This is a genomic window from Bacillus sp. P4_D3, assembly GCF_056401855.1.
In genome coordinates, this window is sequence record NZ_JBFUIN010000598.1 from 1 (window position 1) to 1,904 (window position 1,904).

A 1,904-nucleotide genomic window follows, 5' to 3' on the forward strand; every position below is an offset into this window, starting at 1 on the left:
GTGGCGCGATGTGGCGCGATTAAAGGAAACCGTATTGACGTTTTAGTTGGTTCAGATAGCACTGCTGATAGTTGGGGGCGTAAATCCGTTAAAGTGAAAGTTATAAAATAATGTATTAAAATAAAAAACGGCTGCTTGAAAATGTCTAAGCGGCCGCTTTTTTTATAAGAATTATTGAAAAGGGTAAATTGTTTTACCTGTAATAATTTTATACGCGGTGCAAAATTGAGTTTGCATATACTCTGTATTTTTATTTTCTGGATGTAACGCCGTTTCTTGAAGAGTAGAATGAAAGGAACGTAGTAAACAATTTAGTGCGAAGTATAATTCTTCTTGTGAACAATTTTGTTCTTTTGTAGCAGTAGCTAAAATAAGGTCTTTTATTAATAATGGAAAATCGATAGTCGCTTGTTTCATAGTCATTGCACCCTCTCCCGAGCTATTTTTTATCATGTATATGCAGAATTGGACAAGCTATGCTCTTTTTTTATGTATAATTTCATGTACTAGATTCAAAGAACTTGCAATCATGCCGTTAAAATTGGTAAGATTGGGTATAATCAATAGATGGAGTATATTACATAAAGAGAGTTGAATGATATGGGAGAAGTGCAACGTGAAAAAGTTGCTGTCATCATTGGGCCAACTGCTGTCGGGAAGACGAAATTAAGTATCGATCTTGCAAAAGCGTTGAATGGTGAGATTATTAGTGGTGATTCCATGCAAATTTATCGTACGATGGATATCGGGACTGCAAAGGTGACGACAGATGAGATGGACGGAATTCCGCATTATATGATTGATATAAAAGATCCGGAAGATTCATTTTCTGTGGCGGAATTTCAAGAACGTGTCCGTAAGTGCATTCGAGAAATTACTGAGCGCGGAAAATTACCAATTATTGTTGGTGGAACTGGTCTCTATATACAATCTGTTCTATTCGATTACCAGTTTACAGATGAGGCTGGAGACGCTACATACCGAGAACAGATGGAAAAATTAGCATTAGAACGCGGTGTGGAATATATACATAAAAAGTTGCAAGAAGTAGATCCAAAAAGTGCGGAGCGTATTCATGCCAATAATGTAAGGCGTGTTATTCGGGCGTTAGAAATTTTTCACACGACGGGTGAAAAAATGAGTAACCAGCTCGAAAAACAAGAAAATGAGTTACTGTACGATGTTTCATTAATTGGCTTGACAATGGATCGAGAAATGCTATACGATCGCATTAACTTACGTGTTAACCTAATGATTGAACAAGGTTTATTAGAAGAAGTAAAAGGTCTACATGAAAGAGGAGTGCGAGATTGTCAATCTATTCAAGCGATTGGTTATAAAGAGATATATGATTATTTTGAGAATCGTGTATCTTTAGAAGAAGCGGTATCACAATTAAAGACGAATTCACGCCGTTATGCAAAACGTCAATTAACGTGGTTCCGTAATAAGATGGATGTCGCGTGGTTCGATGTTACTGATGGTGAAAAAACGTCAGAAATTTTACGATACATAGAAGGAAAGCTACAACTAAAGTCGAATAATAGTAAGTAGAGAAAAAGAGGAGGATTCGACATGAAGCAATCAATCAATATTCAAGATCAGTTTTTAAATCAACTCCGTAAAGAGAATACGTTCGTTACGCTGTACTTATTAAATGGTTTCCAGCTTCGTGGATTAATTAAAGGATTTGATAATTTTACAGTCCTGCTGGAAACAGAAGGTAAGCAACAGCTTATTTATAAACATGCAATTTCTACATTTGTACCACAAAAAAATGTTTCGATTGAATTAGAGTAGTAATGAATTATTGTACATAACAAAAAAAGAGCGAGTTTGAAGTGACCCCTAAAAGTTAGACACGGTTATTTCATTAGGCTACTTGATCCAAATGAGTCCGGTAT

4 protein-coding genes are annotated in these 1,904 nt (G+C 35.8%); 3 read left to right on the plus strand and 1 reads right to left on the minus strand.

Features of this window, described 5'->3' with window-relative positions; all coding sequences use genetic code 11:
- The coding region (locus AC1DTM_RS24510; protein WP_477001104.1) for a 3D domain-containing protein at positions 1 to 111 on the plus strand (111 nt) is incomplete at its 5' end.
- A 60-nt stretch (positions 112 to 171) separates the two neighbouring features.
- Here the strand turns inward: AC1DTM_RS24510 and AC1DTM_RS24515 are convergent.
- A complete protein-coding gene (locus AC1DTM_RS24515; RefSeq protein WP_002199601.1) occupies positions 172 to 417 on the minus strand; it encodes a hypothetical protein in 246 nt (81 codons plus the stop codon).
- Positions 418 to 600: 183 nt separating this feature from the next.
- Here AC1DTM_RS24515 and miaA point away from each other — a divergent pair, with 183 nt between their 5' ends.
- Together miaA and hfq are read left to right on the plus strand one after the other, a co-directional pair.
- Positions 601 to 1,554 carry a tRNA (adenosine(37)-N6)-dimethylallyltransferase MiaA gene (miaA, locus tag AC1DTM_RS24520; protein WP_016105902.1) on the plus strand — a complete coding sequence of 318 codons (954 nt, stop codon included), beginning with the start codon at positions 601 to 603 and terminating at the stop codon, positions 1,552 to 1,554.
- A gap of 21 nt (positions 1,555 to 1,575) precedes the next feature.
- Positions 1,576 to 1,800 (plus strand): RNA chaperone Hfq, encoded by a 225-nt coding sequence (hfq, locus tag AC1DTM_RS24525; RefSeq protein WP_000813896.1) that lies wholly within the window; start codon positions 1,576 to 1,578, stop codon positions 1,798 to 1,800.
- Positions 1,801 to 1,904 lie beyond the last annotated feature (104 nt).

What these genes read in the sequence shown, in the direction of transcription:
- AC1DTM_RS24515 (WP_002199601.1), bottom strand. Translation starts at nt 417, where the DNA reads ATGAAACAAGCGACTATCGATTTTCCATTATTAATAAAAGACCTTATT.
- hfq (WP_000813896.1), top strand. Translation starts at nt 1,576, where the DNA reads ATGAAGCAATCAATCAATATTCAAGATCAGTTTTTAAATCAACTCCGT.
- miaA (WP_016105902.1), top strand. Translation starts at nt 601, where the DNA reads ATGGGAGAAGTGCAACGTGAAAAAGTTGCTGTCATCATTGGGCCAACT.